Annotated in this window: 19 protein-coding genes; 10 read left to right on the top strand and 9 right to left on the bottom strand. The window is 49.4% G+C overall.

The annotated features are described in order from the left end of the window. The first annotated feature begins 1,627 nt into the window (after positions 1 to 1,627). Positions 1,628 to 2,014 carry a VOC family protein gene (locus tag IR173_RS16690; RefSeq protein ID WP_237040647.1) on the top strand — a complete coding sequence of 129 codons (387 nt, stop codon included), beginning with the start codon at positions 1,628 to 1,630 and terminating at the stop codon, positions 2,012 to 2,014. Positions 2,015 to 2,153: 139 nt separating this feature from the next. Here the strand turns inward: IR173_RS16690 and IR173_RS16685 are convergent, their stop codons facing one another. Then, complete coding sequence (locus IR173_RS16685; protein ID WP_237040646.1) at positions 2,154 to 2,618, bottom strand: MaoC family dehydratase; 465 nt, start codon at positions 2,616 to 2,618, stop codon at positions 2,154 to 2,156. A 95-nt stretch (positions 2,619 to 2,713) separates the two neighbouring features. Here IR173_RS16685 and IR173_RS16680 point away from each other — a divergent pair, with 95 nt between their 5' ends. Further along, on the top strand, positions 2,714 to 3,025 hold the full coding sequence (locus IR173_RS16680) for an MGMT family protein (protein ID WP_237040645.1): 312 nt from the start codon (positions 2,714 to 2,716) through the stop codon (positions 3,023 to 3,025). A 3-nt stretch (positions 3,026 to 3,028) separates the two neighbouring features. Here IR173_RS16680 and IR173_RS16675 read toward each other — a convergent pair whose 3' ends face one another. The 3 genes from IR173_RS16675 to IR173_RS16665 are packed head-to-tail and all read right to left on the bottom strand — an operon-like array spanning position 3,029 to position 4,271. Next, positions 3,029 to 3,505 (bottom strand): arsenate-mycothiol transferase ArsC, encoded by a 477-nt coding sequence (locus tag IR173_RS16675; protein ID WP_237040650.1) that lies wholly within the window; start codon positions 3,503 to 3,505, stop codon positions 3,029 to 3,031. Between the two features lie 34 nt (positions 3,506 to 3,539). Then, complete coding sequence (locus IR173_RS16670) at positions 3,540 to 4,058, bottom strand: SGNH/GDSL hydrolase family protein (RefSeq protein ID WP_237040644.1); 519 nt, start codon at positions 4,056 to 4,058, stop codon at positions 3,540 to 3,542. 6 nt (positions 4,059 to 4,064) lie between these two features. Beyond that, positions 4,065 to 4,271, bottom strand: coding sequence for a hypothetical protein (locus IR173_RS16665; protein ID WP_237040643.1), 207 nt, complete (start codon positions 4,269 to 4,271; stop codon positions 4,065 to 4,067). A gap of 168 nt (positions 4,272 to 4,439) precedes the next feature. On the opposite strand from IR173_RS16665, the gene IR173_RS16660 reads away from it, so the two are divergent. After that, positions 4,440 to 6,104 carry an RluA family pseudouridine synthase gene (locus IR173_RS16660; protein WP_237040642.1) on the top strand — a complete coding sequence of 555 codons (1,665 nt, stop codon included), beginning with the start codon at positions 4,440 to 4,442 and terminating at the stop codon, positions 6,102 to 6,104. On the opposite strand, the gene IR173_RS16655 is transcribed toward IR173_RS16660, so the two are convergent. Next, positions 6,058 to 7,428, bottom strand: coding sequence for an MATE family efflux transporter (locus IR173_RS16655; protein ID WP_237040649.1), 1,371 nt, complete (start codon positions 7,426 to 7,428; stop codon positions 6,058 to 6,060). The two genes, IR173_RS16660 and IR173_RS16655, sit on opposite strands and share 47 nt — an antisense overlap. Before the next feature lie 96 nt (positions 7,429 to 7,524). Between IR173_RS16655 and IR173_RS16650 the strand changes: the two genes are divergently transcribed. From IR173_RS16650 to IR173_RS16635, 4 genes are all read left to right on the top strand, one after another. Beyond that, positions 7,525 to 7,851: a nitrous oxide-stimulated promoter family protein gene (locus IR173_RS16650; protein WP_237040641.1), complete on the top strand. Its 327-nt coding sequence runs from the start codon at positions 7,525 to 7,527 to the stop codon at positions 7,849 to 7,851. A 209-nt stretch (positions 7,852 to 8,060) separates the two neighbouring features. After that, complete coding sequence (locus tag IR173_RS16645; RefSeq protein WP_237040640.1) at positions 8,061 to 9,251, top strand: efflux RND transporter periplasmic adaptor subunit; 1,191 nt, start codon at positions 8,061 to 8,063, stop codon at positions 9,249 to 9,251. Positions 9,252 to 9,284: 33 nt separating this feature from the next. Next, positions 9,285 to 12,383, top strand: a complete 3,099-nt coding sequence (locus tag IR173_RS16640) for an efflux RND transporter permease subunit (RefSeq protein WP_237040639.1) — start codon at positions 9,285 to 9,287, stop codon at positions 12,381 to 12,383. 13 nt (positions 12,384 to 12,396) lie between these two features. Further along, on the top strand, positions 12,397 to 13,770 hold the full coding sequence (locus IR173_RS16635) for an efflux transporter outer membrane subunit (protein WP_237040638.1): 1,374 nt from the start codon (positions 12,397 to 12,399) through the stop codon (positions 13,768 to 13,770). Positions 13,771 to 13,789: 19 nt separating this feature from the next. Here IR173_RS16635 and IR173_RS16630 read toward each other — a convergent pair whose 3' ends face one another. Next, positions 13,790 to 16,021 (bottom strand): DUF5703 domain-containing protein, encoded by a 2,232-nt coding sequence (locus IR173_RS16630; protein ID WP_237040637.1) that lies wholly within the window; start codon positions 16,019 to 16,021, stop codon positions 13,790 to 13,792. A 19-nt stretch (positions 16,022 to 16,040) separates the two neighbouring features. Further along, positions 16,041 to 17,639 carry an aspartate:alanine exchanger family transporter gene (locus tag IR173_RS16625; RefSeq protein ID WP_237040636.1) on the bottom strand — a complete coding sequence of 533 codons (1,599 nt, stop codon included), beginning with the start codon at positions 17,637 to 17,639 and terminating at the stop codon, positions 16,041 to 16,043. A gap of 393 nt (positions 17,640 to 18,032) precedes the next feature. Here IR173_RS16625 and IR173_RS16620 point away from each other — a divergent pair, with 393 nt between their 5' ends. Genes IR173_RS16620 through IR173_RS16610 form a run of 3 tightly spaced genes read left to right on the top strand, consistent with a single transcriptional unit; the run spans position 18,033 to position 22,669 of the window. Beyond that, a complete protein-coding gene (locus IR173_RS16620; RefSeq protein ID WP_237040635.1) occupies positions 18,033 to 19,436 on the top strand; it encodes an undecaprenyl-phosphate glucose phosphotransferase in 1,404 nt (467 codons plus the stop codon). A gap of 36 nt (positions 19,437 to 19,472) precedes the next feature. Continuing rightward, positions 19,473 to 20,264 (top strand): polysaccharide biosynthesis/export family protein, encoded by a 792-nt coding sequence (locus IR173_RS16615; protein ID WP_237040634.1) that lies wholly within the window; start codon positions 19,473 to 19,475, stop codon positions 20,262 to 20,264. 17 nt (positions 20,265 to 20,281) lie between these two features. Continuing rightward, complete coding sequence (locus IR173_RS16610; RefSeq protein ID WP_237040633.1) at positions 20,282 to 22,669, top strand: GumC family protein; 2,388 nt, start codon at positions 20,282 to 20,284, stop codon at positions 22,667 to 22,669. Between the two features lie 120 nt (positions 22,670 to 22,789). Here IR173_RS16610 and IR173_RS16605 read toward each other — a convergent pair whose 3' ends face one another. Together IR173_RS16605 and IR173_RS16600 are read right to left on the bottom strand one after the other, a co-directional pair. Continuing rightward, positions 22,790 to 23,236 (bottom strand): N-acetylmuramoyl-L-alanine amidase, encoded by a 447-nt coding sequence (locus IR173_RS16605; protein ID WP_237040632.1) that lies wholly within the window; start codon positions 23,234 to 23,236, stop codon positions 22,790 to 22,792. Between the two features lie 217 nt (positions 23,237 to 23,453). Next, entirely contained in the window at positions 23,454 to 23,903 is a 450-nt protein-coding gene (locus IR173_RS16600) for an HU family DNA-binding protein (RefSeq protein WP_237040631.1), read from the bottom strand. Between the last annotated feature and the right edge of the window lie 101 nt (positions 23,904 to 24,004).

Here is a 24,004-nt window from a genome sequence, read left to right as displayed (position 1 = left end):
AACTTTTTGAAAGGGACAAAACGGGGAGAATATGAAGACACATTACTATATTGCGGGCGCGCATGTACGCGCATGAAGGGGGAGGGAAAAATAAGGTTCAGACGACAATTGCGTAGCTTTTGCCGGACATCGCCGGCATTTGGAGTTCAAAGAACTTTTGGTCTCTATAACCCGTAGCCTCCCTTTCCATCGTCTTGATTTCATTGTTTATCCTTTCCGGGGACGGCGTTGTTATATGGCAGCTCGAACCGGGCCAATATTCGAACCGAATCCGCGGCAAGTACAGGGTGCAATCCCGGTTCCCGGACTTTCCCATCAATGGCTTGTCATACGATGGCTGAACCCACTAAAGCCGGCTGTGTTTTTTCACCTTACAAGCGGAAAACCGGTCTCTCCCTTCCTCCTTTCATTAGTCGTCGAAACGCCCTGTAGATGGGGGTTCCGGTAGTGAAGGGACATCCCCTCACCGCCCCTTCAGCCTCCTTTCATTCGTTAAAAAAGGAATACAATGCCTTCGAACTTTTTCGATAACGATTTCATTTACGCTAGGTGGGGTGTCAAAACGTGGATAATGCTGTCGTTTCGTTCGTAGGGGCGAGGTTCGCTCGCCCGAAAACAGTTTGCTTTGTGTCTTCGGGCAGGCAAACCCTGCCCCTACAGCTGACGATGGGATAGCCCGGTTTAGTTTGGACACACTCCCGATAGCTTAAAGTGAAATGTTCTAGGGCAGACACACGGGTCTGCCCCTACGGAAAACGGTAGGCTCAAAAGATGTGTAACACTATGGGAATTACTGAAGGCAGATTGTGAAGGGACGTGAAAAGCACGGCTGAAAGGAGGATGAGGGGATGTGTTGTCATTCTTAACCATCTGATTGACAGTGCAATTTGATTAAAATGTAAGGATGAAGGGAGAAGAAGGAAGACCGGCTTAATGAGGGGATAATCCCACCCGCCACACTGCATAAAAAACATACCCAGCTTTCTTAAAAGGTGCTGAGTTTTTTTGAAAACATAAAGAGCTCTTTAAAAAACACACCGGGCTCTTTCGAAAACACACCGAACTCTTTAAAAAACACACCGGGCGCTTTAAAAAACATACTGGGCTTTTTCGAAAACACACCGGGCTCTTTCGAAAACACACCGAACTCTTTAAAAAACACATCGAACTCTTTCGAAAACACACCGAGCTCTTTCGAAAACACACCGAACTCTTTAAAAAACACATCGAACTCTTTCGAAAACACACCGAGCTTTTTAAAAAACACACTGGCCGCTTAAAAAAACATACCCAGCTTTTTTGAAAACACACCGAGCTTTTTCGAAAACATCAAGGTCTTTTTGCAGCACTCTGTGTGGAATGCCTGCTCTTTATTAATGTGCATGTACGCATCGTTCAACACATACGGTGGCATAAGCCTGCACGTACGTACGCATGAGCCTACACGTATATACGCATCGACCTACGCGGACGTACGCATAAGACTACACGGACGTACGCATAAGACTACACATTCAACCCTGTTTTACAGAATGAATAAATCAAAAACAGACACTACACGATAACTTATTATAAGATTTATATTACCTTTGCAACCATAAAACGAATCATCCAACTATTTCAAATTATGACCATACATCATCTTGCCATTTGGACTTTCAGACTAGAAGAACTGAAAACATTCTATACCACTTATTTTAAGGGGAAAAGCAATGAAAAGTATATTAACCCTCAAAAAGGATTCGAGTCCTATTTTATTTCTTTTGACGGAGGCGCTACTTTGGAGCTGATGAGCCGCATGGATATCCAGCATACTCCCATAGAGGAAAACAGACTGGGACTGACTCATTTCGCCTTTTCCTTCGATAGCAAAGAAGAAGTACTTCAAACCACGGAATTACTTCGTGCCGAAGGATATACTGTCGCAGGCGAACCCCGGACATCGGGCGACGGATATTTTGAAAGTGTGATACTGGACCCGGACGGAAACCGGATAGAATGTGTTTACAAATAGTAAGAAGATTATTCAAAAAGATTTCAGAAGGGAAAATGCATTAAAATAGAATCAGCTGACCCAATAAACAGCATTCAGGCACAGACGACACAGAAAAAAGCTCAATGCATCCGTGTAAATCTGTGCCTGGAAATCATGACTAATTAAAATAATACAAAAAGATTGCAATACCTTCCAATGCCTTTTTAGGCTGGTCTTTAATCTCGATGGTAAATTTGATTTCAGCTTTTGCCACACCGCGCAGATTCTGCAAAGAATGCAGGCTGGCTCTCATGCGAATACTTTGTCCCGACAAGACAGCCTGACCGAACTTCATCTTATCCATTCCATAGTTAATCATCATCTTCAAGTTATTCACTTCTATAATCTGATTCCACATGTGCGGAAGCAAAGAAAGCGTAAGATAACCGTGCACAATCGTGCTCTGATAAGGACTTTCCACCTTTGCACGTTCTGTGTCCACGTGAATCCACTGATGATCCAATGTTGCATCGGCAAAAAGATTAATACGTTCCTGAGAAACTTCCACATAGTCGGAAACACCAATTTCCTGCCCTACTAATTTCTCAAAATCTTCATACGAGTTGATTATTACTTTATCCATTATTCTTTATTTATAAGATTAGTCCTTTAACTAAGGACAAAAATAGTAAAAATAGTGCTACCTTTGTCTTTATTCTTCATTAAAAATAAGATAAAGTGGATAGAATTCAATTTTACGAGGTAATATACAGTATCGTCAAGGAGATTCCTGTCGGTTATGTCACGACTTACGGGCAAATCGCTTATTTGGCAGGACAGCCTCAATATGCACGCATGGTAGGCCGGGCCCTGTTCCATGCTCCCGAAGAACGGCATCTCCCCTGCCACCGCGTCGTCAACAGTCAAGGGAGACTGGTCCCGGGATGGCAGGAACAAAAAGAGCTGTTAGAGAAAGAGGGAGTAACTGTCAAAGCCAACGGTTGTGTAAATATGAAACTTTATCAATGGCAACCGGAAGAGTATGAATAGCCCTTATTCACAACGGCAATAAGTATTGGCCCCACACCGGCATCTTGGCAAGAGTTGCTCACTCAGTTCATCCCGATAGAACTCATACAGTTGTCTGTGCATTAAATCATATACTTCGGCTACCAGCAGTTCCACCTGGCCCTCGTCATTGCAATAGGTTTGAAAAGAATCATTAAACGAAAAATGCTTCCAGTTTTTCACCACATTATCGAAATCTTTTCTGCTTTCTTCCGCTTCCCGACAAAGCGTTACCACATAATCCCAAGGCTGATGGCAATACAGTTCCACATCCACAGGTTTTTTATGGGACAAATGATACCCATTTTGTTCCATCACACTGAAAACGGCATCAGGAATACCGTTTCCCGGCAACACTCCTGCCGTAAAAACTTTCATACCTCTTCCGAAAGAAGTCAATATTTCCATAGCCATCCTGCTGCGGCAAGCATCATTATTACTGACTATCAATATATTCATCATCATACTCTCTACTTTACTCTTTCTATTACATATATTATAACAATTCCTGTGCCATAAATGTTCGTACCGCATGTGCCAGTACCCGATATCCCGCTCCGGTCAGATGCACATCATCTACCGTCATATCAGGGTTTAGCCGTCCATCCGACAACAGTTGTCCGAATACATCCAGATACACGATATCCGTTCTTTCTATTTTACACTTTATCTTATAGTTCAAAGTGGAGATGAACCGGTTCACAGCCGTACTGTCATCGTAGTCGTTCCGTGGAAAGATGCAGAACAGCAAGGTCTTTCTGGAGGCGATATTCCTCACAGCCTTCACATAACGCTCCACATAGGCATCCATATTCTCATTATTAAGCCGGTAAAGGTCATTTGTGCCGAACTGTATCACTGCATAACAGTCCGACACATCTTTATCAAAAGACTCCACATACTCAAGCCCTTCCCCCGGCCGGCCGTAGTTCAAGCATTCCCATTTAGGGAAATACATCTCGAGTGGCCAATAAGCCATGTGGCTATTCCCGATAAACGCAATCTTCGTCTCCATACCCCACTATCTTTTTACCAGTCTGCGTGGAGCACCACTCCAAGAGCATCCCAGACAAAACACCTCATCCATGTCAAACCCCTCTGTCGATACATCCTCATACTTGGGAATCACCTCCCCTTTATCAGATACATAAACCAGCAATCTCTCGCCTGCGGCATTCTTTACATACATGCCGGATATCTTGCACTGCGGACACAATAATTTTCTCATTCCATTCATCTTCTTTTAATTTTTATGGATTATTCCATTACCCATTCAAGCTGGTAATACAAAAATAAACAAAGAAGGGATGCATATTGATTATTCCATTTTAATTTTTGTTATCTCGGGACAAATACTCATCTTTGCACCCAAAACAGAAAATAACGACATACAGATATGCTGCATCATTTCACCCGCTCCATTGCCCGCATTGCATTGCCGGCAAAGTTTACATATCCTTTCCACTATACCCCTCACCCTCTCTGTGTGATGGCTGCTGATGAAGTGCAGACCTACTTGCAGCATCAGACGCAATGGCAGGACGAATTGCAACAAGGCAAAATGTTCGGCGTGCTGGTCGTACAAACCCAAGAGGGAGAAATCGGTTATCTGGCTGCTTTCTCGGGCATTCTGGCCGGAAAGAATATCCACCCTTATTTTGTCCCTCCCATTTACGATTTACTCCAACCGGACGGATTCTTTAAGAGAGAGGAAGAGCACATCTCCACCATCAACCGCCGCATACGTGAGCTGGAAGAGGATACCTCTTATCGGAAATGCCGGCAAGCATTGGAAGAAGAAACGGCACGATGCAACCGGGCTCTTTCACAGGCCAAAGCCGAACTGAAGGCTGCCAAGGAACTGCGCGACCACCGCCGTCAGACAGAGCGGCTGAGCGAGTCCGAACAGGCCACCATGATTCGCGAAAGCCAGTTTCAAAAGGCCGAACTAAAACGTCTGGAACGTACCCTGAAAGAGCACCTGTCCTCTTTACAAAAGGAGAAGGACACTTATACCTCCCGGATAGAAGCATTAAAAAATGAACGTAAAAGCCGTTCCGCCGCTTTGCAACAGCAGCTGTTTGAGCAATTCCGCCTGTTGAATGCCCGGGGAGAAGTGAAAGACTTGTGTAGCATCTTTGCCCACACCGTCCATAAGATTCCTCCTGCCGGTGCCGGCGAATGTGCCGCCCCCAAACTATTGCAATACGCCTACTCCCACCATTACCATCCTGTGGCAATGGCGGAGTTCTGGTGGGGTGCTTCCCCCAAAGCAGAGATACGGCATCACGGCCACTATTATCCGGCTTGCAAAGGGAAATGCGAACCCATCTTGGGACACATGCTCCAAGGGCTGGAAGTAGAAGCAAATCCATTGTTGGAAAACAATCACCGGACAACAGCGCTTGATATAGTCTATGAAGACAATAGTCTTTTAGTAGTCAACAAGCCGGCGGGTATGTTATCCGTACCCGGAAAAGGAGAGCTTGATTCCGTCTACAGCCGCATACACAGTCTCTACCCGGATGCCACCGGCCCGCTGGTAGTCCATCGTCTGGACATGGCCACCTCCGGCCTTCTGCTTATTGCCAAGACGAAAGAGGTGCATCAAAACCTGCAAGCCCAGTTCAGCAACCGCAGCATCAAGAAACGCTATGCCGCTCTTCTGGAAGGTATAGTGCCCGATGAGGAAGGAACGATTGACCTCCCCTTGTGTTTAAATCCTTTGGACCGTCCCCGCCAGATGGCGGACAAAGAGCATGGGAAACCTGCTGTCACACGTTACCGGGTGATTGCCCGAACGGAATCACAAACGCTTGTCGCCTTTTATCCTCTCACCGGACGCACTCATCAACTGCGGGTTCATTCGGCCCATCCCCTCGGGCTCCGATGCCCCATCAGGGGAGACGAACTCTATGGTAGCAAGGCCGACAGGCTCTACCTGCATGCTGAGTCACTGGAGTTTATCCACCCTGTCAGCAAGGAAAAAGTAACTATCGAGGTAAAAGCCGACTTTACGCAGCAGTGGCCACCCCAGCCGAAGGTGGGACTATCCGTCTGATTCTTCTATATACATAGATAAAGGCCGGAATCAGAAACAAGTCGGCAAAAATCCATGCGGTGGGGTCGCCGAAGCAAACGGCAAGATATCCCCATGCCGGCACAGCAAACAGACTGACCAGCGTGCGGGCAATCATTTCCGATACTCCCGAAAGCATTGCCAGATTGGTGTATCCAGCTCCCTGAATGGTATAGCGCAGAATGCAAAGCAGTCCCAATACCGGAAAGAAGGTCACCGATATATGCAGGAACAGTTCGGTATCTTTCAGAATCTCCAGCTCGGATGCCTCTACAAACAGTAAGGCGAAGGTCTTTGCTCCCAACAGGAGTACCACGAACATAAAAGCGCAGTAAATCAGCATCATCCATCCGCTTGCCTTGATACCCGCCCAGATTCGTTCGGGTTTGCCCGCCCCATAGTTCTGCCCGCTATACGTTGCCATTGCGATGCCCAGACTTTCCAATGGGCACATACAGAACATCTTGATGCGCATGGCCGCCGTGAATGCTGCCACACAAGCCGTACCCAATGCATTGTTGGCGCTTTGAAGCATGATGCTGCCAATAGCGGTAATGGAAAACTGCAACCCCATCGGCACACCAATATATAATAAGGTACGGGCCAATGACGATTGGAACTTACGCTCGGCAGCAGTGGCTTTCAGTATTTCAAACTTACGCATCATATAAAAATAGCACAACCCCGCCGACACCCCTTGCGAGATAACCGTGGCAATGGCAGCTCCCATCACTCCCCAACCCAATACGAGGATGCAGAACAAATCCAGCAACACATTCAGCACCGTAGAAAACAGCAGGAACCAGAATGGCGTTTTACTGTCGCCCAATGCCCTGATAATACTGGACAATAAGTTATAAAAGAATGTGCAGGGCACTCCTATAAAGGTCACAAGCAGATAATAATACGCATTTTGGAAAATCGTTTCGGGGGTACGCATCGCTTTCAGAATATCAGCACAAAAGAGACTGGTTACAATCGCTATCACAACCGACATCACCACAGCCAGTTGCAGACTGACCGACACCAGCCGCCGCATCGTGCTGTAGTCTCGCGCACCAAACTTCTGTGCCACCGGGATGCCGAATCCCCCGCAACATCCGTTACAAAAGCCAAGAATCAGAAAAACAACCGAAGTACTGGCTCCCACGGCAGCCAAATCATTGATACCCAAGAACTGTCCGACAATCGCCGCATCGACCAGCGAATAAGTCTGCTGAAGCAAATTTCCCAATAATAACGGCAGCGCAAAATTAAAAATCAAAGGGAACGGCCGTCCTGATGTCATCTCTTTAGAAGTTGCCATAAAAGTATAAGTATTGTAAATCGTGCGTAAAGATAGATGATATTCCACAATTATATGTATTTTTGCAGCCGCATTTAAACAGATAATCTCAATTACATGACACATATCAAGAGCCGCATCACCCGCGAAAAGAAAATAGTTGAACTGATGATTCGCCTCTATTGTAAAAGTAAGGAAGGACACAAAGAGCTGTGTCCCGAATGTCAGGCTTTACTGGAATATGCCCACACGCGTCTGGACCGTTGTCCTTTCGGAGAGAAAAAAACCACCTGCCGCCTATGCACCGTCCACTGTTACAAGCCCGGGATGCGAAAACGGATGCAGGAAGTCATGCGCTATGCAGGGCCCAGAATGATGCTTCATCATCCCATAGCAGCCATCCGCCACTTGGTGGAAGAATTATATACAGCAAGAAAAAATTAAGTATTCCGCAAAAACAAAATCAGGTTTTCTTTAGTTGAAAAATAGGGGCGTTGTGGATTTTTTCTACACTTGTAGGATGGATTCCACACCTTCCCACTCAATATCATTGTCTATAAATCATTGATTATGAACAAGAAAAGCACCGGGCAGTCACATGGCACGCTGCTTGTAGTTCTGTTTGTGGCATCTTAACATTAACAAATTAAGGTATGAAACATTTTTTTACACACAAAGAAATCACGCTGAAAAAGAAGAGAACAGCGATTGCAGTCATAGGTATTGGACTAGTATTAGGTATTTATTTTATAGTATCGCGTCGGCCGGCGCACCAACAGGAAATTCCGGTAGTAACCATAGAACCGGTCACACGTGAAGATGTTGAAATCTATGGCGAATATGTAGGCCGCATACGTGCCCAGCAGTTTGTCGAGGTGCGTGCCCGCGTGGAAGGTTACCTCGAACAGATGCTTTTTGCCGAAGGAACCTATGTCACCAAAAATCAGGTACTTTTTGTTATCAATCAGGAACAATACCGTGCCAAGGCCGACAAAGCCCGTGCCCAGTTAAAGAAAGATGAAGCACAGGCACTGAAAGCCAAGCGCGACTTGGAACGTATCCGCCCACTGTATGAGCAGAATGCTGCCAGCCAGTTGGATTTGGACAACGCCATCGCTGCTTTCGAAACGGCCGAAGCCTCTGTAGCCATGAGTCAGGCCGACCTCGACCAAGCCGAACAGGAGTTGGGATACACCATTGTCCGTTCTCCGTTGGCAGGCCACATCAGTGAGCGCCATGTCGACCTCGGAACACTGGTCGGTCCGGGTGCCAAATCGCTTTTGGCCACTGTCGTAAAGAGTGACACCGTACTTGTGGATTTCAGCATGACCGCCCTCGACTATCTGAAGAGTAAGGAGCGCAACGTAGAGCTCGGCCGTAAAGACTCCACCCGCTCATGGCAGCCTAATATCACCGTTACGCTGGCCGACAACACCGTCTATCCTTTCAAGGGACTGGTAGACTTTGCCGAGCCGCAGGTAGACCCCCGTACCGGTACATTCTCTGTCCGTGCCGAGATGCCCAACCCCGAACGTGTACTGCTTCCGGGACAGTTCACCAAAGTAAAACTCCTGCTTGACGTAAAAGAGCATGCCGATGTCGTTCCTCTGAAGTCTGTCATCATCGAAAAAGGCGGAGCCTATATCTACGTCATGCGCAAAGACTCCACCGTAGAGAGACGTTTCATCGAGCTAGGTCCCGAGTTCCAGAATAATGTAGTGGTGGAAAGAGGTCTTGCCGCCGGAGAACTGATTGTCACCGAAGGATACCACAAGTTGAATCCGGGCATGAAGGTCAGAGTCAGTGATGCCGTAGAAAGCAAAAAGCCGGAGGAAACCCTGTAAAGGGGAAGTTACACATTCCAAATAAAAAACATCATGAAAGTAAGTTTCTTCATAGACAGGCCTGTATTTTCGGCTGTCATCTCTATATTGATTGTCATCGTGGGTATCATCGGACTCAGTATGCTTCCCATCGACCAATATCCGCAAATCACCCCGCCGGTGGTGAAAATCAGTGCCTCTTATCCGGGTGCCAGTGCGCTGACCGTATCGCAGGCGGTTGCCACTCCCATCGAACAGGAGTTGAACGGTACTCCGGGCATGCTTTATATGGAGTCCAACAGTTCCAACTCAGGAGGGTTCTCCGCCACCGTTACCTTTGATATCTCGGCCGATCCCGACTTGGCGGCAGTAGAAATACAGAACCGACTGAAACTGGCGGAATCCCGCCTGCCTGCCGAGGTGGTGCAAAACGGTATTTCTGTAGAAAAACAGGCAGCCAGTCAGCTGATGACCATCTGTCTCACCTCCACCGACCCGAAGTTCGATGAAATCTACCTGAGCAACTTTGCCACGCTGAACGTGCTTGACCTGATTCGCCGTATCCCCGGCGTAGGCCGTGTATCCAATATCGGCAGCCGTTATTACGCCATGCAGATATGGGTACAACCCGACAAGCTTGCCAACTTCGGACTGACGGTGGCCGACCTTCAAAACGCATTGAAAGACCAGAACCGCGAATCGGCAGCCGGCGTATTGGGACAACAGCCTGTGCAGGGGTTGGATGTCACCATCCCCATCACCACTCAGGGACGTCTGTCCACTGTCAGCCAGTTTGAAGAAATCGTGGTACGCGCCAACGCCGATGGTTCCATCATCCGCTTACGCGATGTGGCACGTATCTCACTGGAGGCACAGTCCTACAACACCGAGAGTGCCATCAACGGCGAGAACGCTGCTGTACTTGCCATCTATATGCTGCCGGGGGCCAATGCCATGGAGGTAGCCCAAAAGGTAAAAGAGGCCATGGAAGAAATCAGCAACAACTTCCCCGAAGGAATGAGCTATGAAATTCCTTTCGATATGACCACCTATATTTCAGAGTCTATCCACGAGGTATACAAGACCTTGTTCGAGGCCCTGATACTGGTTATCGCCGTCGTATTCCTGTCTCTGCAGAACTGGCGTGCAACGGTCATCCCGCTGGTTGCCGTGCCTATCTCATTAATCGGTACCTTCGGTTTCATGCTGATATTCGGCTTCTCGCTCAATATCCTCACCTTGCTGGGACTGGTACTCGCCATCGGTATTGTGGTAGACGACGCCATTGTAGTGGTAGAAAATGTGGAACGCATCATGGAAGAAGAGCATCTCTCTCCCTACGAAGCCACCAAGAAGGCCATGGAAGGATTGACAGGCGCCATCATCGCCACTTCGCTGGTATTGGCTGCGGTATTCGTCCCCGTCAGCTTCCTCGGAGGAATCACCGGGCAGCTCTATCGCCAGTTCACCGTGACCATTGTCGTGTCTGTACTGCTGTCTACGGTAGTCGCCCTCACACTGAGCCCCGTGATGTGTTCGCTCATCATGAAGCCCAAAGACCCGAATAAGAAACTGAACATTGTGTTCCGCCGCATCAACGAATGGCTAAGTGTAGGCAACCGGAAATATGTGAAAGTCATTTCGCGTTTGGTGCAGCATCCACGCCGTGTGCTCAGCGGATTCGGTATGGTGCTGATTGCCATCCTGCTCATCCACCGTTTTATCCCCACCAGCTTCCTCCCCATCGAGGATCAGGGATATTTCAAGATTGAGTTGGAATTGCCCGAAGGCGCAACACTGGAGCGCACCCGCATCGTGACGGAACGTGCCGTGGACTATCTGATGCAACAGCCCGCAGTAGAGTATGTACAGAGCGTAGCCGGCAGCAGTCCCCGGGTGGGAAGCAGCCAGGCACGCAGTGAGCTTACCGTCATCCTCAAGCCGTGGGAAGAACGCGGAGAACAGACCATCGACGAAGTCATGGCACAGGTCAAGAAAGACCTGAACGAATATCCCGAGTGCAAAGTCTATCTCTCCACACCTCCCGTCATCCCCGGTCTGGGTAGTTCGGGCGGTTTCGAGATGCAGCTCGAAGCACGCGGAGAAGCCACTTTCGACAACTTGGTGCAGGCCACGGATACATTGATGTACTACGCTTCGAAACGCAAAGAGCTGTCGGGACTTTCGTCCGCTCTTCAGGCAGACATTCCCCAACTCTACTTCGATGTCGACCGTGACAAAGTGAAGTTTGCCGGCGTACCTCTGGCGGATGTATTCTCCACCATGAAAGCCTACACGGGTTCTGTATATGTCAATGACTTTAATATGTTCAACCGCATCTACCGTGTGTATATTCAGGCGGAGGCCCCCTATCGCGAGCACAAGGAGAACATCAACCTGTTCTTTGTGAGAGGTGCCGACAATGCCATGATTCCGCTGACGTCACTGGGAACCACATCCTACACCACCGGCCCGGGAAGCATCAAGCGCTTCAATATGTTCAACAGCTCCGTGATTCGCGGTGAAGCCGCCGACGGTTACAGTTCCGGTCAGGCGATGGAAATTATGGAACAGATTGCCCGCGAGCACCTGCCCGACAATATCGGTGTGGAATGGAGCGGACTTTCCTATCAGGAAAAACAGGCGGGAGGCCAGACAGGAATCGTCTTGGGACTGGTATTCATGTTTGTATTCCTCTTCCTTGCCGCCCTTTACGAAAGTTGGATGGTCCCGGTTGCTGTCCTGCTCTCTCTGCCGGTGGCAGCGCTGGGTGCCTATCTGGGTGTGTTGGGATGCGGATTGGAAAATGATGTATATTTCCAGATTGGGCTTGTCATGCTGGTGGGTCTGGCAGCCAAGAATGCCATTCTGATTGTGGAGTTCGCCAAAGAGCAGGTAGATCACGGTGCAGATGTGGTTCAAGCCGCCCTTCATGCCTCCCAGCTCCGTTTCCGTCCCATCCTGATGACCTCACTGGCATTCATCCTCGGCATGCTGCCCATGGTCATCGCCAGCGGTCCGGGCTCAGCCAGCCGCCAGGCCATCGGTACAGGCGTCTTCTTCGGAATGATTTGCGCCGTGACAGTGGGCATCCTGCTGGTGCCGTTCTTCTTTGTCCTGATTTATAAGATGAAAGCAAAAATGAAACGCTAATAATTGAAGAGTTATGAAATTGAAATATACATTATTATATATAGCTGCTGCAACGCTCACATTCAGTTCCTGCCAGATAGGGAAACACTATACGCGTCCCGAACTGCATTTGCCGGAGCAACTGGACTCTACCCAACAGGATACGCTCACCATTGCCGAAATGCAGTGGTGGGAAATCTATACCGACACCACGCTTCAAAAGTTGATTGACAAGACACTGGAGCACAACAAAGATATCAAGATAGCCGCAGCCCGCGTCAAGGAACTGGCTGCCATGAAACGAATTGACTTTGCCAATCTCTTTCCGCAACTGAACGGGAGCGTGTACACTCAGAAAGAGGCTTCCAACTACGGAGGCGACAAATACAGCAACGACCCCGAGACAGGAGCCAAAGCCACTGTCAGTTGGGAAGTGGACTTATGGGGCAACCTCCGTTGGGCAAAAGACAAGAGCATGGCCGACTTTTTGGGAAGCATAGAGGCACAACGTGCACTGAAGATGAGCCTGATAGCAGAAGTTGCTCAATCTTATTTCGAACTGGTGGCGCTCGATAATGAGCTGGCTATCGTCAAGCAGACTCTGAATGCGCGTCAGGAAGGTGTCCGCCTCGCCAAACTCCGTTTCGAGGGCGGTCTCACCTCCGAGACTTCCTATCAGCAGGCACAAGTGGAATATGCCCGTACCGCCACATTGGTTCCCGACCTGGAACGCAAAATCTCCATCAAGGAAAACGACATCGCTTTTCTGGCAGGAGAATATCCCGGACGTATTCAGCGTTCCATCATGCCCGACGAAGTGAAATTGCCCGAAAGTCTCCCCATCGGCCTGCCGTCCACTTTATTGGAACGTCGCCCCGATGTGCGTCAGGCCGAACAGAAGTTGATTGCCGCCAATGCCGCTGTAGGCATCGCCTATACCAACATGTTCCCGCGTCTGTCACTCACGGCACAGTACGGACTGGAGAGCGAAGAGATGTCTGACCTGCTGAAGTCGCCCATCCACTATCTGAGTGCCAACCTGCTCGGTCCCATCTTTGCCATGGGTAAGAACCGCGCCATCGTAAAGGCTAAAAAGGCCGCCTACGAACAAGAGTGCTACAGTTACGAGAAATCTGTGCTGACCGCTTTCAAGGATGCCCGCAATGCGATTGTCGATTTCAACAAGATAAAGGAAATCTATGAATCACGGTTGCAGTTGGAACGTTCTTCCAAAACCAACATGGAACTGGCGCAATTGCAGTATATCAACGGAGTGATTGGTTATTTGGATGTGCTTGATGCACAGCGTAGCTATTTTGATGCGCAAATAGGATTGAGCAATGCCGTCAGAGACAAACAAATCACCATGGTGAGACTCTATAAAGCCTTGGGAGGAGGATGGCAATAAAGTCACTGTATCCGGGCGGTTATTTACCGCCCAGACAGTTGACCACGTCTTTTTCCCGCTCTTTGGGAATCACTGTCAGATTCACCAGCTTTCCCCCTTTCCATTCCGCCTCCACGGTTGTCTTGCCCGGAGCATGCAGTTTGAAGTGCACATCCCACTCGCGAGGCCATGCCGGGAAAAGCAGAAGTTTTCCATTCACCTCCTGCAACAGCATCTCCTGCATCCCCATCATACCGCTGTTCCCTTCATTCAAATCGGGCGTCCATGCATCATTAGTCTGCCGGAAAGCAGGGAAACGATAAGGGCCGTCGGAGAGTCTTTCCAAAGTCAACCCGGATGCCTGGTCCGTCAGTCCCAGACAGGCTGCCCACACATTGTCCAGCTTCTCTCTGCCCTGCGCACGGCTCTGCTGCACCTCCCTGCCATGCAGATAAGTATTGCGTGCCGTCTCCAGTCCTTCCCTGCCCACTCCATATATTCTCCACGGAAAGACAGGCAACAACTGAGGTATGCCGGTATCGCCTGTCCGCTCCCACACTTCAGCCGGAAAAATCATCTCTTTTCCATCCTCTGTGCGCATGGGAATGGCAGGAATACGCGCCAGCATATCGGGCTTGCGTCCATAGGCTTCCAGCACCGAACGGAGTGCGGCGATGGTCGAAGACGGATTGTAGGCCATCTTATAGGTAGCCCCTGCCGAAGCCGGATACAAGACCAACTTGCCTTTTCCGTCCAAATCGCTGTAGCCACGGTGGGCTGCCATGCCGCGATAATAGGTGTCGAAGAAATTCAGCGAGCCCTCTATCAGCGGAATGTACCGGCTGATGTCCACACTGTCATAGCGCACGGCATCCAGCATCATGCGGCATGTCTGCAACACGCCGTCCCATTCATACTCTAAAGAAGGATGATACTCCCGCCCCTTATCAAAACCTTCGGGACGGTTCAGTCCATACGCCACCGGATTCACCAGGCCGAAATTTTCCGTCTCTTCGCTAAAACAGGCTCCGGAGTATCCCCAATACACCTGCGAACGGAGTTGCGCCACCGGCAACAGGCGATGGTAGCACTCAAACAAGGTTTTCATCAGGTCGGTATCTCCGTTTTTCAGCATCGGCCAATAGGCCATCGCCATCTCGTGTGCCGTCAGCGTACCCGCCCCTCCCTTTCGGTAGTCGGGGGTGAATTGCGAGTCGCGTCCGGTAGTCGAAGGGTCGAACGTAAACAGTCCTCCGTTGGGCTTTGCCGGCCATTGTCCGAACGCATTGCAGGCTGCCATATAGCGATACAGGTCATAGTTGCGTGCAGCATGGGCCGCTTCTCCTTCCGCCCGCACGAAACTGCGTTGCCAAAACTCATTCCACCAACGGCGGCTCGCCTCTTTGTCCTTTGCCGCATGCAGTTCCTTTTCCGTCTTCTCCAGTCCGGCTTCCCAGTCAGCCACGGCAGCAGTCTGTGCCGCATGCAGGGTGATTCTGAAAGACTGTCTGTTAGCGGGTTTCCTGCTTTTATAAATCCATGCCTCATACTCCGTCCCGCAGTAATGCCCCCGGCGTGTGCCGCTGAATATCAAGTCGCCCGAAATGCGGCCTCCGAATATCAAATCTCTCAGCGGGTTGTATAAATGAGAAGCCTCGCTTTCCAGGCCTTGCTGCTTTATGGCGGCATCGACAACAGTATGCGAGGCATTTCGATGGAAAAAAGTCAGATTCTCTTCCCCCACCAGGATGGAGTCGTGTGCGGTGACCGCTGTTCCGGGCCATTCTCCCGCATAGGAGCACTGCCGCCCCTCCTCCCGGTTCATCACCCGGTCCGTCGTCCTCCAGCTTTCATAATTGACACGCATGGATGTCACTTCTTTGGTTTCCACCTCCACGTGCACCACAGGGTGGAACACATCCACCCAGATATGCATCTGTCCTACCGGAGTGGTAACGGAAACATATCCGTCTTTCAGGTGAAGTATCTGACGGAAATCACTCCGGCCGGTAAACGGATTGGGGGTAAGCCGAATGCGGAAACGCCCCTGTTTCAACAGCGTGTTGTTTTCGTCGAACGAACCGCTGCGGCACAGATAGAAGAGGACATCATCGTCCTCTACCCACACATTCATGCCGATATCTCCACCGCCGCAAGGCATGGAGCCGGATGAATTCCGGCTTTGGCTGTTCCATACCATATCGGCAGGTTGTCCCCACAAGGCCGTACTTCCGAGGAGCCAGACAAACAATAACGTAAAAAAAACCTTCATATCTTATTTTTATTATCTCCTAGTATACCGCAGAAGCGATAATCTGGATAAAGAGTATCAGCACCACCATAGCTATCGGATAGACTGTAGCGTATGCCACACTCGGAATATTGCTGTCCACCATCGAGTCGGCAGCGGCAAGTCCCGGGGTACTGGTCATACCGCCCGTAATGGTACCCAACAAGTCCAGCAGACTAATCTTGAATACCAACCGCCCCACCAGAACGGCTATCAGCATAGGCACAAGGGTAATGGCGGCTCCCACTCCGAACAGCAGCATACCGCTTTCCTCAAATGTGGCCACGAGATTCTTTCCTGCCGATGTTCCCACTTCCGCCAGGAACAGCAGCAAACCCAACTGGCGCAACAGCTGGTTGGCAGGCCCCGACATAGACCACAGGATAGGCCCTGTCTTGCCCACAGCGCTCAGCACCAATGCTACCATCAGCACGCCTCCCGTCAGTCCCGGAGAGAAAGAAAGTCCGCCGGGGAAAGAAAGATTCAGCTTGCCGAACAACACGCCCAGCACAATCCCCATAGCAATGGGGAAAAAGTCCGTATCAGACAACTGTTTGGCATTATTGCCCAACAAACGTGCCACGCCTCTCAATCCTTCCTTCTCGCCCACCACCATCAGTTTGTCACCAAACTTCAGTTCCAGTTCGGGCGACGGAGAAAGGTCGATACCGCTTCGGCGAATACGAGTCACCGTACAACCGAAGTTGCGTTGCAGGTTCAAGTCTCCCAACTGCTTGTTTATCATATCTTTCTTAGTCAGCAACAATGACTCTATCTCTTGTGTATGGTCTAGTGGCAATTCCCCTTCCTGTCGTTCGCCCACCAGCACCGCAAACTGCTGCAACGCCTCCTCGCTGCCCACCGCCTGCACATAGTCTCCTTCCTGCAACAGCGTTCCGGCCTTCGGCATCAGAATCTCTTCTTCGTGCTTCACACGCGACACCACCGCCCCTGTCATGGCACGCGCATTAATCTGTGCCAGTGTCCGTCCGAACACGGCACGGTTTGTCACACGGAAAATGCAAGTACCCAGCTCGGGGAAACTGCCGCGACGCTCCGCCTCCAGCCTGCGTGCCTCCTTATCCAAATCCACACGCATAATCTTCGGCAACAGTTTCACAAACAAAATCACACCGATGACACCAAACGGATAAGCGATACCGTAGGCTATGGAAGCCAAAGGCGAATTGGTGCTGTCAATAGCCACCGCAAGTCCCGGAGTACTGGTCAGCGCCCCCGCTATCAAGCCCACCACACTAGGCGTATCTATGTCAAAAGCATATTTCAGCCCCACCGCTGTCAGACTGGCCGACAGAATGATGAGTACGGTCAGGATAATCAGTGTCTTTCCCTTGCTCCTGAAGGAATCGAAAAATCCCGGTCCTGCCTGTATACCAATCGTAAAGATGAAAAGCACCAGACCGAAGTTTCCTAACTCCTTGGGAATGATAACGCCGAAATGCCCGAACAGCAACGCGATGAAAATAACGGCCGACACATCCAGCGACAGCCCTTTAATCTTGATTCTTCCCAACATGAAGCCCAGCGCCACGATGAGGAAGAGCGAGAAATAAGAGGATTTTAATAGGTCAATTAACATGTTTTTATAAGATTAGTTTGTAATTGCAAAGATAAGTAAAAAAACAGATGCCTTCCAAGCGTTTCTCCATGAATAAATTGCATTTGTGATGAAATAAAGAGCCGCCTTATTTTTTATAATACAAGACTTTTTCTATATTTTCCAAGTAGTAAAGAATATTTTTAAATATTATCGCAAAATTAACGTTTATATAAAAAAAGCAAAGAAGAATTTGTTAATGCGGTTATTAATGTATAACTTTGCCCCCGCATAAAAGAGGTTACGTCAAAAGTGGGAATTACAGCCATCTGAGACAACTTCCGACAAAATAAAGATTATCTAACATATAATTGTAGCTACCCCGAACAGCCTTCAATACATGACAGAAGGAAGGGGCTAAGGAAAAGTAAAAACATGATACAGGTTCAAAGATTTAACAAAGCATTAAAATCGGCAGTGATCATAGGGGATTTAGCCATTTTGAACATCCTTTTTGTTTCACTGTATATCTTATGGACTACTTATTTAGAACAAAAAGTATTTAACGGAACACTACCCCAGATTCTGGTTCTTTTCAGTTTGTGCTATTTTGCCTGCACCATTTCGAGAGGCATCATCCTGCACCGTCGCGGCGTACGTGCCGACCAAGTGGTGCAACACAGTCTGCGCAACATGTTCTATTTTATACTACTGTCCATGGCTACTTTCACCCTGGCAGATTTCGGTGAATACTCCCATTCTTTTTTTATCATTTTTTATCTGTTATTTGCCATCTGCCTCATTTGCTACCGGCTGGCCTTCCGCTCCAGCATTAAAATATACAGAAGGCACGGAGGAAACTCACGCACGGCAGTCTATATGGGAAGCACGGAGAACATGGCAGAGCTTTATCACGAGATGACCAACGACCCCACCAGCGGATACCGCGTAATCGGTTATTTCGATTCCGCCCCCAACGAAAATTTCCCGGCCTCCTGTCCTTATCTGGGCAAGCCTGAAGAAGCCATCGACTATCTGAAACTCCACCGTGTGGAGCAGCTCTATTGCAGCCTCCCCTCTTCCATGGGCAGCTGCATTGTGCCGGTCATCAATTATTGCGAAAACAATCTGGTACATTTCTACAGTGTGCCCAATGTGCGCAACTACCTTCACCACCGCATGAGCTTCGGTCTGATAGGCAGTGTGCCCATCCTGCGGCTGCACGAAGAGCCCCTCAGCAGTTTTGAGAACAGGATGATAAAACGCACCTTCGACTTTCTTTTCTCACTCTTGTTCCTCTGCACCCTTTTCCCTGTCATTTTCCTGATAGTCAGTGCAGTGATTAAGACCACCTCACCGGGTCCCATCTTCTTCAAGCAGAAAAGAAACGGACTGAACGGCAAAGAATTCTGGTGCTATAAATTCCGCTCGATGAAGGTAAACAAGGATGCGGACAAGGTGCAGGCCACCATCAATGACCCGCGCAAGACAAAGTTCGGCAACTTTATGCGCAAGACCAACATCGACGAGCTTCCCCAGTTCATCAATGTGTTGCTGGGCGACATGTCCATCGTCGGCCCTCGTCCCCACATGCTGAAACATACGGAAGAATACTCTCAGCTGATTAATAAATACATGGTGCGCCACTTTATCAAGCCGGGCATCACAGGCTGGGCGCAAGTGACCGGCTTCCGCGGAGAGACCCGCGAACTAAGTCAGATGGAAGGACGCGTGAAAGCGGACATCTGGTATATGGAACATTGGACGTTCATGCTCGACCTCTACATTATTTATAAGACAGTGGCGAATGCACTCCGTAAAGACAAACAAGCTTATTAACTAATCAAAGATAAAACATAAAAAACGAATAGACAAATGAAAAAGATGAATTATGCCTTGCTGGTTCTCCTTGCCTTCGTATTGGCAGGCTGTTCCGCTTACAAACAAGTCCCTTATTTGCAAGCATCCGAGTTTCTGGACACTTCCAGCCAGAACACTCCCCTTTATGATGCCCGCATCATGCCCAAGGACTTGCTGACCATCACGGTCAATACTACGGACCCGGAAACAGCAGCACCATTCAACCTCACCGTAGCTACTGCCGTCAGCAACCAGAACAGAAGCCTGACCAGCCAACCCGTATTGCAGCAATACCTGGTAGACAACAACGGCAACATCGACTTCCCCGTATTAGGTACCCTGCACATCGGCGGACTGACCAAGAGCGAAGCTGAGAACCTGATTAGAGAAAAGCTGAAGACCTATATCACGGAAGCACCCATCGTCAACGTGCGCATGGCCAACTATAAAATCTCCGTCATGGGAGAAGTCACCAAGCCCGGCACATTCGTCATTACCAACGAAAAAGTAAACCTGTTTGAAGCGCTTGCCATGGCCGGAGACATGACCATCTACGGACAGCGTGACAATGTGAAACTCATCCGCGAGAATGCACTGGGACACCGTGAAATCATCCCCCTGAACATGAACGACGCAAGCATCGTGCTGTCTCCCTATTACTACCTGCAGCAGAACGATGTGATTTATGTCACCCCCAACAAGACCAAAGCCAAGAATGCCGGCATCAGTAACAGTACCACCATCTGGTTCTCCATTGTGGGTACCCTCGTGTCACTGGCCAGCCTTATTGTTACTATTTCCCGATAAAACAACCTGATTTCATTATGAAAGAAAATTTATACGACGACCTTTATACCGAACAAGAAGAACAGGTGGACTACAAAGCCCTCTTCTTCAAATACCTCATTCACTGGAAATGGTTTGTTGCCAGCATCGTGGTATGCCTGATAGGAGGATGGATTTATCTGCACTACACCACACCGGTGTATAGCATTACCGGCTCTGTCATTATCAAGGACAACAAGAAGAACAGTAGTGCCAGCAGCGGACTGGGCGATTTGGAAGACCTCGGTTTCTACTCGTCCACCAGCAACTTCGACAATGAAGTGGAAGTGCTGCACTCACGCACTCTGCTGAAGAAAGTGGTGGAGGAACTGGACCTGTATATCAACTACAGAACCCGTGAGAACCTCCGTCCTATAGAACTCTACAAGGACACGCCGGTAAAAGTGTGGCTCACCCCCGAGGAGGCGGAAAAACTGCCCGGCGGCGTAGCAGCCATCGAAATGACAGTGAAACCCGGAAGCAAACTGAGTGTCAGCACAGAAATAGACGAACAAGAATTCACACAGGAGTTTGAAAAGCTCCCTGCCCTGCTCACCACCCCCTACGGTACATTCAGCTTCACTCCCGGCGATTCGACAGCCATTGAAAAGGAACAGACCATCACCGTCACCGTGGCAGCCCCACGCATCGTAGCAGACGGATATGCGAATGCCCTTTCGGTGGAACCGACCTCCAAGACCACGACGATTGCCCAAATCTCTTTGGAGAACACCAGCCCCCAACGCGGAGTGGACTTCATCAACAAGCTGATAGAAATCTATAACCGCGATGCCAACGACGACAAGAATGAAGTGGCCAGCAAGACTGCCGAGTTCATCGACGAGCGTATCAAAATCATCAACGGAGAGCTGGGAACCACTGAAAAGGAACTGGAAACCTTCAAGCGCGATGCCGGACTGACCGACCTGAAGAGTGACGCACAGCTGGCACTCAGCGAGAACTCCGAATACGAAAAGAAACGTGCCGAGAACAGCACACAGCTCCGCTTGGTGCAATTCCTGGCAGAATATGCCAATAACCCCGACCATGCCTACGAAGTATTGCCGGTCAACGTAGGTCTGACGGATACCGGGCTAACCGAGCTCATCAACCGCTACAATGAAATGCTGCTGGAGCGCAAGCGCCTCCTCCGCACCTCTTCGGAAAGCAACCCTGTGGTGGTGAATCTGGATGCCAGCATCCGCGCCATGCGCAGCAATGTGCAGACCACCATCCTGAGCGTGCAGAAAGGACTGATGATTACCAAAGCCGACCTTGAACGCCAGGCAGGAAAATACGCCGGACGAATTACCAGCGCACCGGGCCAGGAACGCCAGTTGGTGAGCATCTCGCGCCAACAGGAAATCAAGGCGGGACTGTACCTCATGCTGTTGCAGAAACGCGAAGAGAACGCCATTACACTGGCTTCTACCGCCAACAACGCCCGCATTGTGGACGAGGCACAAGCCGGCCTGCTGCCCGTCTCCCCCAAAGGCAAGCTCATCTACCTGATTGCCTTCGTTCTGGGAATCGCCATCCCGGTGGGCATCATTTATATCATCGAACTGCTGAAGTACAAGATAGAAGACCGCTCGGATGTAGAGAAACTGACTACCGTACCCATCATCGGTGATATTCCCGCATCAGACAACATGCCGAAAGAAGGCTCGGTCGTGGTACACGAAAACCAGAACGACATGATGGCCGAAACCTTCCGCAATGTCCGCACCAACGTGCAGTATATGCTAGGCAGCAACCAGAAGGTAGTACTGGTCACCTCTACCACCAGTGGTGAAGGAAAGTCGTTTGTATCTGCCAACCTCGCCATCAGCTTTGCCCTGCTGGGCAAGAAAGTGGTCATCGTGGGACTGGATATCCGCAAGCCGGGACTGAACAAAGCCTTCCAGATGTCGCACAAGGAAGACGGTATCACCCGCTACCTTGCCGACCCGGAACACACCGACCTGATGTCGTTGCTGCAACAGTCCAATGTCACCCCCAACCTCTACATCCTGCCCGGTGGCGCCATCCCTCCCAACCCGACAGAGCTGGTGGCACGCGACTCGCTGGTACAGGCTATCGACCGGTTGAAAAAGGAATTCGACTACGTGATACTCGATACCGCCCCTATCGGCATGGTGACCGACACCCAACTGATTTCGCGTGTGGCAGATATGAGCATTTATGTATGCCGTGCCGGATATACGCCCAAAGCAGGCTATCTGTTTATCAATGAACTGAGAGACCTGAAGAAGTTGCCCAACCTGTGCACCATTATCAACGATGTGGACATCAAAACCAAGAAGTACGGATATGGCACGTATGGCAAATACGGCTATGGAAGAACCTACGGATACGGTTATGGATACGACGAAAAAAGTAAATAAATAAGATTTCAAGATTTAGTTACATAATAGATAACTATAAAATCCCCTTCCCGCAATGTTAATTATTTAACATAACGGAAGGGGATTTGTGTTTATCCAAGTATAAACTATATAAATATTTTACTCATATAATTTACTTGTCACCTCAAAACAGGGACATTCCTTCACCCACTCCTCAGGGCTGATGCGTCCGTCTCCGTTGCGGTCGGGACTCAAATCCCGATGTCCGCACACCCGGCAACCGGGATAATCCATCAACAGCGTGCGAATCAGCACCCTCAAGGAGTGTTTCTGCCATTCGGTGCGCGTATCTGCAGGACGATAACGGGCATCCAGTCCGCCTTCATAGCAAATGCCGATGCTGCACGCATTGTAACCCAGCGCATGCGCCCCCGGCTTCTCTAGGGCGCGCGTATTCTTAATATCCCCATTCTTGCGGATATAGAAATGATAGCCCGCCCCATTGAATCCGCGGCGCCGATGGCACACCTCCAAGTCATTTTCAGTAAAGTCCCTGTCCGCACGTGTGGCGGAACAGTGGACTACAATCAGGTTAATCTCTCTCATTCTTTCTTCTCTTGGCTCTGAGGAGCAGCATAATGCACTCCAAAATTTTAATAATCAAGTTTTTCATATTTCCTCCTTTTTAAAATGATTAAAACTCTATTCCGAAACGATTTCCGAGGGATGTGTCAAAACGTTTATAATGCTCTCATTTTATTAGTAGAGGCGAGGTTCGCTCACCCCCCAATAGACCATTTTAGTTTTGACACCCCCTCAGAGGTTAGCCCTCGTTTACACCGGAGACTTCCTCTTTAGGCTTATCATCATCCTTCTTAGGCAGCTTGTTCACCTTGCTGAACGACAACGCCGTCAGCATGCCGCTCAACGCCAGTCCGGGACGGAAATTGATACGCGCCTTATTAATCATGGAAACATCATACTTGTCTTCGGAATCGGCCCCCTTGCCGCTCACACCAATCTGAAACGTGCCCAAATCCGCCAGACGTACAATCTCACCTGCGCTCAGCGCCTCCACAATGACATCTTCCAACGCTGTGAGCACTGCCGCCACATCAGCACGCGTCACGGTACAGGTTCTCTGAATTCGTTCCGACATCTCGCGGACTGTAACATCACCGCTGGCCTGAGCCTGAGCATAGAAACGGACTCCCGCTTCGGGTTCCTGCGGGTTTTTACGAGGTACAACTGAATAAGATACTGACTTTGACATAATCTTCTAATTTTTAATGGTTTATACTGATATCTTCGAAATCTCAAGTACCGGTTACTCTGTGATTACATGACAAAGATACGACGGTGTGAGAAGCCATT

The sequence above is a fragment of the Phocaeicola faecalis genome (assembly GCF_021730445.1).
GTDB lineage: Bacteria > Bacteroidota > Bacteroidia > Bacteroidales > Bacteroidaceae > Phocaeicola > Phocaeicola faecalis.
Note: the sequence above shows the minus strand (reverse complement) of the source record. Positions and strands in the feature narration are given on the sequence as shown.

What these genes read in the sequence shown, in the direction of transcription:
- IR173_RS16640 (WP_237040639.1), top strand. Translation starts at nt 9,285, where the DNA reads ATGAAAGTAAGTTTCTTCATAGACAGGCCTGTATTTTCGGCTGTCATC.
- IR173_RS16685 (WP_237040646.1), bottom strand. Translation starts at nt 2,618, where the DNA reads ATGGATAAAGTAATAATCAACTCGTATGAAGATTTTGAGAAATTAGTA.
- IR173_RS16655 (WP_237040649.1), bottom strand. Translation starts at nt 7,428, where the DNA reads ATGGCAACTTCTAAAGAGATGACATCAGGACGGCCGTTCCCTTTGATT.
- IR173_RS16665 (WP_237040643.1), bottom strand. Translation starts at nt 4,271, where the DNA reads ATGAGAAAATTATTGTGTCCGCAGTGCAAGATATCCGGCATGTATGTA.
- IR173_RS16690 (WP_237040647.1), top strand. Translation starts at nt 1,628, where the DNA reads ATGACCATACATCATCTTGCCATTTGGACTTTCAGACTAGAAGAACTG.
- IR173_RS16600 (WP_237040631.1), bottom strand. Translation starts at nt 23,903, where the DNA reads ATGTCAAAGTCAGTATCTTATTCAGTTGTACCTCGTAAAAACCCGCAG.
- IR173_RS16635 (WP_237040638.1), top strand. Translation starts at nt 12,397, where the DNA reads ATGAAATTGAAATATACATTATTATATATAGCTGCTGCAACGCTCACA.
- IR173_RS16675 (WP_237040650.1), bottom strand. Translation starts at nt 3,505, where the DNA reads ATGATGAATATATTGATAGTCAGTAATAATGATGCTTGCCGCAGCAGG.
- IR173_RS16670 (WP_237040644.1), bottom strand. Translation starts at nt 4,058, where the DNA reads ATGGAGACGAAGATTGCGTTTATCGGGAATAGCCACATGGCTTATTGG.
- IR173_RS16650 (WP_237040641.1), top strand. Translation starts at nt 7,525, where the DNA reads ATGACACATATCAAGAGCCGCATCACCCGCGAAAAGAAAATAGTTGAA.
- IR173_RS16615 (WP_237040634.1), top strand. Translation starts at nt 19,473, where the DNA reads ATGAAAAAGATGAATTATGCCTTGCTGGTTCTCCTTGCCTTCGTATTG.
- IR173_RS16660 (WP_237040642.1), top strand. Translation starts at nt 4,440, where the DNA reads ATGCTGCATCATTTCACCCGCTCCATTGCCCGCATTGCATTGCCGGCA.
- IR173_RS16625 (WP_237040636.1), bottom strand. Translation starts at nt 17,639, where the DNA reads ATGTTAATTGACCTATTAAAATCCTCTTATTTCTCGCTCTTCCTCATC.
- IR173_RS16605 (WP_237040632.1), bottom strand. Translation starts at nt 23,236, where the DNA reads ATGAGAGAGATTAACCTGATTGTAGTCCACTGTTCCGCCACACGTGCG.
- IR173_RS16620 (WP_237040635.1), top strand. Translation starts at nt 18,033, where the DNA reads ATGATACAGGTTCAAAGATTTAACAAAGCATTAAAATCGGCAGTGATC.
- IR173_RS16645 (WP_237040640.1), top strand. Translation starts at nt 8,061, where the DNA reads ATGAAACATTTTTTTACACACAAAGAAATCACGCTGAAAAAGAAGAGA.
- IR173_RS16610 (WP_237040633.1), top strand. Translation starts at nt 20,282, where the DNA reads ATGAAAGAAAATTTATACGACGACCTTTATACCGAACAAGAAGAACAG.
- IR173_RS16630 (WP_237040637.1), bottom strand. Translation starts at nt 16,021, where the DNA reads ATGAAGGTTTTTTTTACGTTATTGTTTGTCTGGCTCCTCGGAAGTACG.